At 74.9% G+C, this 6781-nt stretch carries 5 protein-coding genes; 3 read left to right on the plus strand and 2 right to left on the minus strand.

The window, feature by feature from the left end; genetic code table 11:
• Nucleotides 1-36: 36 nt before the first annotated feature.
• A complete protein-coding gene (locus ABD220_RS00795) occupies nt 37-1098 on the plus strand; it encodes an alpha/beta hydrolase family protein (protein ID WP_344118958.1) in 1062 nt (353 codons plus the stop codon).
• 185 nt (nt 1099-1283) lie between these two features.
• Nucleotides 1284-2552 (plus strand): heparan-alpha-glucosaminide N-acetyltransferase domain-containing protein, encoded by a 1269-nt coding sequence (locus ABD220_RS00800; RefSeq protein WP_344118959.1) that lies wholly within the window; start codon nt 1284-1286, stop codon nt 2550-2552.
• A gap of 86 nt (nt 2553-2638) precedes the next feature.
• On the opposite strand, the gene ABD220_RS00805 is transcribed toward ABD220_RS00800, so the two are convergent.
• Nucleotides 2639-4375: a phospho-sugar mutase gene (locus ABD220_RS00805; RefSeq protein WP_344118960.1), complete on the minus strand. Its 1737-nt coding sequence runs from the start codon at nt 4373-4375 to the stop codon at nt 2639-2641.
• A gap of 62 nt (nt 4376-4437) precedes the next feature.
• Entirely contained in the window at nt 4438-5259 is an 822-nt protein-coding gene (locus tag ABD220_RS00810; protein WP_344118961.1) for a purine-nucleoside phosphorylase, read from the minus strand.
• 85 nt (nt 5260-5344) lie between these two features.
• On the opposite strand from ABD220_RS00810, the gene ABD220_RS00815 reads away from it, so the two are divergent.
• A complete protein-coding gene (locus ABD220_RS00815; RefSeq protein WP_344118963.1) occupies nt 5345-6769 on the plus strand; it encodes an NAD(P)H-quinone dehydrogenase in 1425 nt (474 codons plus the stop codon).
• Nucleotides 6770-6781 lie beyond the last annotated feature (12 nt).

Genomic DNA, 6781 nt, shown 5'->3' on the forward strand with positions numbered 1-6781 from the left:
GGCGTTCTCCCAGGGACTCCTTCATAAGATGACCGGGTGACACGACAACACCCTCGGCGCGGTCCCCGGTGGCCCTGGTCCTGGCTGACGCACCGGCACCGCCACCGCGGCCAGGCGTCCCGGCGCGCCCGGCGACGGCTGCGCCTGATCGGGGCCGGTGCCCTGGCGCTGGTGCTCCTGCTCGTCGCGACCGTGTCCCTCCTGCTGGGCCGGGACGAGGAGACCCCGCAGGCGGAGACCCCCGAGACCGTGTCCTGTGCCCGCTACGGTCTCGACGGCGTCCGGGTGACGGCCCGCGGTCCCGGCGGTCCCACGGACGCCGCCGTGCTGGACGCCCGCGTGTTCGGCCCGGGGGAGGACCGGCAGGACCGCTTCCAGCTCGACTACGAGCACGACGGGATCACCAGCTCCTACCACGTCCTCGCCGAGGGCCTGGACTGGGACCGGCCGGTGGGCGTCGTCTACCACTTCCACGGGGACGGGGCCTTCGAGTACGAGAACCCCCAGTACACCGCCTCCTGCCTGGCGGAGGTCGCGCGGGAGCACAACCTGCTGCTGGTGGTGCCGCGGACCCCCGACCGCGCGGGGGAGATCACCTGGTGGGAGGAGCGGGACCGCAACGCGCGCTGGTTCCTGGCGCTCGTCGAGGAGCGCCTCGAGCGCGAGTACGACATCGACCGCTCCCGCACCTGGCTGACCGGGTACTCCGGCGGGGCCCAGTTCATCAGTCAGGAGCTGCTGGCGGACCACGTCGACCTCGTGCCCGGCGGCGGCGCGATCATGATGGGCGGCGGACAGGCCCCGGACTCGCCCGCCGCGGAGCCCACCCGCGAGCAGCTCCGGGAGCTGCGCCTGCGCTGGGACGTGGGCACGGAGGACGACGGGAGCGATCCGCGGGCCAGGTTCAACGCCGTGTCCGCGGCGTGGGACGGGCACCGGTGGTACGAGGACCAGGGCTACGAGCGCGCCCGGATCCGGTACCGGGACGGCGTGGACCACTTCGGGCTGCCGTACGCCCGCATCCTCGAGCGCGCGCTGGCGGCCGCCGCGGAGGACTCCCCGGAGGACTCCCCGGAGGACTCCCCGGAGGAGTCCTGAGGCGGATCCCAGGACGAGTCCGGTGCCGGGGGCCCGTTCGGCGTTTGCTCTTGTAAGCTGGGATGTGCACCAGTGCACCGCGCGGCCGTCGTCCACGACGTCCGCGCGGGCGCCGCGCCGGGGGGCGCGGACGGGGCCGGTCCCGGCCCCGGTGCACGAACCGACCGATTCCTGGGGGGAATTGCATGTCCGTACCACGCACGCCGCCGTCCGGGGCGGCCACCGCCGCCGCCGGTGCCCCCGCCGGAGGGGCCGGGGCCGACGCCGCCGGCGTCCCCCGGCCGGCCCGCCGTCTCATCGGCGTCGACGCCGCCCGCGGCCTGGCCCTGTTCGGCATGGTCGCCGTGCACACGCTGCCCTCGTGGGACGAGCGGACCGGCGAGGCGCACTGGTCCTGGACACTGTTCGCCGGCCACTCCGCCGCACTGTTCGCCACCCTGGCCGGGGTGAGCCTGGCCTTCGCCTCGGGCGGGCGCACCCCCCGCACGGGACGGCGGATGACGGCCTCCCGATGGTCCCTGGCGGGGCGGGCGGGCGTGATCGCGCTGGTCGGCCTGCTCCTCGGCTTCCTCGAGCTGCCGGTGAGCAACATCCTGATCTACTACGGGATGCTCTTCCTGCTGGCCGTGCCCTTCCTGCGCCTGCGGACCCGGTCCCTCCTGCTGTGCGCCGCGCTCTTCGCGCTCCTCGCGCCCTTCCTCATGCAGTGGTCCGTCGACGTGCTGCCCGGCCTCGAGTACGAGAACCCCAGCCTCGTGGACCTGGTCCTCGACCCGGGCACCGTGCTGTCCCAGCTGCTGCTGACGGGCGTCTACCCCGCCCTGCCCTGGATGGCGTTCCTGCTGGCCGGCCTCGCCGTGGGGCGCACGGACCTCACGAGCCGCAGGGTGCAGACGCTGCTCGCGACGGTCGGGGCCGCCGTGGCCCTGCTCGTGTGGTCGGCCTCCGCCCTCGCCCTGCAGGTGCTCGGCGGCTACGAGGCCATCGCCGAGGGCACGCCCTGGATGGAGGAGTCGCAGATCGACGAGGTGCTCGTGTTCGGCGGGGACCCCACGCTGCCCACCGACACCCTGTGGTGGCTGCTGATCTCGGCGCCGCACTCGAACACCCCGTTCTTCCTGGCGCTCAACGTGGGCCTGGCGCTGTCCGTCCTCGGCGTCTGCCTGCTCCTCGAGCGCGTCGCCGCCAGGATGCTCGCGCCGATCGCGGCGGCGGGCGCGATGACGTTCACGCTCTACACGGTCCACCTGCTCGTGCTCTGGCCCGGATACTTCGAGCTCGCCCCCGCCGTCTGGACGGCGTGCCAGCTCGTGGTGTTCACGCTGTTCGCCCTGCTGTGGCGACGGGCACGGGGCCAGGGCCCGCTGGAGCAGGTGGTCACCCGGGCCACCCGGGCCATCTCGCGCCGGGTGCTCGCCCGGGACGAGGGCGGAACGCGGACCCCGGTCTCCTGATCCTCGCCGTGCGGTCCGGCCGCCGGGACGGGCCGGGAGTCCCCGCGGGCCGTCGGTGCTCCCGGGCCGTCGGTGCCCGTGGGCCGTCAGAGCCCCAGCGCGGCCTCGAGCTCGGCGCGGATCCGCCCGAGCCGCTCCTGCGCCTCGGCCCGGGCGGCGGGCAGGGCGGCACGGCCGGCCACCGGGGCGACCACCTCGAGGTAGCACTTGAGCTTCGGCTCCGTCCCGGAGGGGCGCACGATCACCCGGGTGCTGTCCGCGGTGAGCAGGCGCAGGCCCTCGGTGGGCGGCAGCCCGGTCCCCGGGGCGGCGAGGTCCGCGACCTCCACGACCTCGGAGCCGCCCAGCGCCGCCGGCGGGTCGTCCCGCAGGGCGTCCGCCATGGCCGGGATGCGTCCCAGGTCCGCCACCCGGATGCTCAGCTGGTCGGTCGCGTACAACCCGTGGGCCAGGGCGAGATCGTCCAGCACGTCCAGCAGGGTCCGGCCCTGCGCGCGCAGCTCGTCGGCGAGCTCCGCCACGGCCACGGCCGCGCTGATTCCGTCCTTGTCCCGGACCACCTCCGGCGCCACGCAGTAGCCCAGCGCCTCCTCGTAGCCGAACACGAGGCCCGGGACGCGGGCGATCCACTTGAACCCGGTCAGCGTCTCCTGGTGGGCGATCCCCGCCGCGGCCGCGATCCGCCCCAGCAGCCGCGAGGAGACGATCGAGTTCGCGAACACGGCGCCGGCGCGTCCTGCGCACCGGGTCGCCGCGGCGTGGCCGAGCAGGGCCCCGACCTCGTCGCCGCGCAGCATCCGCCAGTCCTGCCCCGCGCCCCCGGGCACCGGGACGGCCACGGCCACCCGGTCCGCGTCGGGGTCGTTGGCGAGGACGAGGTCCGCCCCCACGGTCCGGGCGGTGGCCAGGGCCAGGTCCAGGGCCCCGGGCTCCTCGGGATTGGGGAACGCCACGGTGGGGAAGTCCGGGTCCGGCTCCGCCTGCTCCGGGACCACGTGCACGTCGGCGAGGCCGGCCCGCCGCAGGGCCTCCGTCGTCGTGCGCCCGCCCACCCCGTGCAGCGGGGTGAGGACGATCCGCAGGGCGCGCTCGGCGCGCGCGGCCGCGGGGACGACGGCGTCGAGGTAGTCCTGTTCGACGCTTCCGGGCAGGACCGTCCACCCGCCCTGCGCCCGCGGGATGTCCTCGACGGGGCCCACGGCCGCGATCCGCTCGGCGATCGACCGGTCGTGCGGGGCCACGATCTGGCAGCCGCGGGCCTCCGGCGCCACGGCCCGGCCACCGAGGTAGACCTTGTAGCCGTTGTCCGCCGGCGGGTTGTGGCTGGCCGTGACCATGACGCCCACCTCGGCCTCGTGGGCCCGCACCGCCCACGCGAGCACGGGGGTCGGCAGCGGGGCGGGCATCAGCAGCGTCTCGATGCCGGCGGCCGTGAACACCGCGGCGGTGTCCCGGGCGAAGACGTCGGAGTAGCGGCGGGCGTCGTAGCCGATCACTGCGCGGGGGCGCGGGGCGGATCCCGCCGGGAGGTCCGAGGAGGTCCCGGCGGCCAGGACGTGGGCGGCCAGGCCCGCGGCGGCGCGCAGCACCACCACCCGGTTCATCCGCATCGGCCCGGCGCCCAGCGCCGCCCGCAGTCCCGCGGTGCCGAACTGGAGGGTGCCCGCGAAGCGGTCGGCGAGCTCCGCCCGCGCGGCGCCGTCGCCGCCGGCGGCCGCCTCCACGAGGGCCCCCAGCTCGGCGCGGGTGACGGGGTCGGGATCGGCGGCCCCCCACGCGCGCGCGGCGTCGAGGAGCTGCTCGGTGCGGGGGTCGGTGGTCATGGCGCGGTCTCCTGGGGCGTCGGGTGCGCCGGGGTGCCGGACCGGGAGTCCGTCCCGGCCGGTCAGAGCTGGGCGACGATGCGGGCGAGCAGCTCGGAGATCCGGTCGCCCGCGGTCCGCCCGGCCTCGAGGACCTCCTCGTGGGACAGCGGGGTCGGGGAGATCCCGGCCGCCTGGTTGGTCACGAGGGAGATCCCGAGGACCTCCATCCCGGCGTGCCGGGCGGCGATGGCCTCCAGCGCGGTGGACATCCCCACGAGGTCCGCGCCCAGCACCCCGGCCATCCGGATCTCGGCCGGCGTCTCGTAGTGCGGGCCGGGGAACTGCGCGTAGACCCCTTCGTCGAGGGTGGGGTCCACTCCGCGGGCCAGCTCCCGCAGCCGCGGCGAGTACAGGTCGGTGAGGTCGACGAACGTGCCTCCCTCGAGCGGGGACCGCCCCGTGAGGTTGATGTGGTCGCTGATCAGCACCGGCGTGCACGGCCCCCAGGCCGGGTTCAGTCCGCCGCTGCCGTTGGTCAGGACCATGGTCCGCGCCCCGGCGGCGGCCGCGGCGCGCACGCCGTGGACCACGGGGCGCACGCCGCGTCCCTCGTAGTAGTGGGTGCGGGCGCCGATCACCAGCGCGTGCCGGCCCGTGGCCGTGCGCACGGAGCGCAGCGTGCCGACGTGGCCCTCGAGGGCGGGCAGGCTGAAGCCCGGGATCTCGGCGGCCGACACCTCGGCGACGGTCTCGCCGATCAGCTCGGCGGCCCGGGCCCAGCCGGAGCCGAGGGTCAGGGCGATCTCGTGCGTGTCGACCCCCGTGGCGCGGCGGAGGGCGTCCGCGGCCTCCTGGGCGAGCTCGAAGGGGTCGGCCCGGTCGGTGCTGTGCTCTGTGTCCACCCGCCCCAAGCTACCGCATGGTCCCGGGCCGCCGGAGCCGCCCGGGCGGTTCTCCCCGCGGAGCCGCACCTGCAAGAATGGCCGGGTGACTGCACACAGCGAATTCTCCATCCAGAAGCTCGTCATCATCGGGGGCGGTCCCGGCGGCTACGAGGCCGCCCTGGTCGCCGCCAGCCTCGGCGCGGACGTGACCATCGTCGAGCAGCAGGGCCTGGGCGGCTCCGCGGTGCTGACGGACGTGGTCCCCTCCAAGACGCTGATCGCCTCCGCCGACGCCATGACCCGCTTCGCCGAGGCCGCGGACCTGGGGGTGCACGTGCGCGGGGGCAGCAAGGACGGCAACGAGATCAACGACCTCGCCGTGGACCTGGAGAAGGTCAACACCCGCCTGCTGCGCCTCGCGGCGTCCCAGTCCCGCGACATCAAACGCGGGCTCGAGCGGGTGGGGGTGCGCGTGATCGCGGGCACCGGCCGGCTGCTCAGCCCCACCAGCGTGCAGGTCACCACGGACGACGGGCTGGAGTACGCCCTCGACGCGCAGGCCGTGCTGCTCGCCGTCGGATCCCTCCCGCGCGAGTTGCCCTCCGCGAAGCCGGACGGTGAGCGGATCTTCAACTGGAAGCAGGTCTACCACCTCACCGAGGTGCCCGAGCACATGATCGTGGTCGGCTCCGGTGTCACCGGAGCGGAGTTCGCCTCCGCCTACCGCGGCCTCGGCGCCGAGGTCACCCTGGTCTCCTCCCGGGACCAGGTGCTGCCCGGCGAGGACCAGGACGCGGCGGCCGTCCTCGAGAACGTCTTCGAGCGCCGCGGCATGAACGTGCTCAACCGCTCCCGCGCGGAGTCCGTGGAGCGCACCGAGAACGGCGTGGTCGCCACGCTCTCCGACGGGCGCAAGATCGCCGGCTCGCACTGCCTCCTCGCCGTCGGCGCGATCCCCGCCACCGACGACCTCGGCCTCGAGGAGGTCGGGATCGCCCGCGCCGAGTCCGGGCACATCAAGGTGGACGGAGTCTCCCGCACCACCGTGCCGGGCGTCTACGCCGTGGGCGACTGCACGGGCGTTCTCCCGCTCGCCTCGGTGGCGGCCATGCAGGGCCGGATCGCCGTGGCGCACCTCATGGGCGACGCCGTCAAGCCGCTGCGCACCCACCTGGTCGCCTCCAACATCTTCACCTCGCCGGAGATCGCCTCCGTGGGCGTGAGCGAGAAGGCCATCGAGGACGGCACCTACCAGGCGGACACCATCATGCTGAAGCTGTCCACCAACCCGCGCGCCAAGATGATGGCGGTCGAGGACGGCTTCGTGAAGATCTTCTCCCGCAAGGGCTCCGGCACGGTGATCGGCGGCGTGGTGGTGGGCCCCCGCGCGTCCGAGCTGATCTTCCCGATCTCGCTGGCCGTCACGCACAAGCTGCACGTCGACGACCTCGCCGACACCTTCACGATCTATCCGTCCCTGACGGGCTCGATCTCGGAGGCGGCCCGCCGCCTGCACGTGCACGTCTGAGTCCTGCTCGCA

The organism is Kocuria aegyptia (genome assembly GCF_039530085.1).
Lineage (GTDB): Bacteria > Actinomycetota > Actinomycetes > Actinomycetales > Micrococcaceae > Kocuria > Kocuria aegyptia.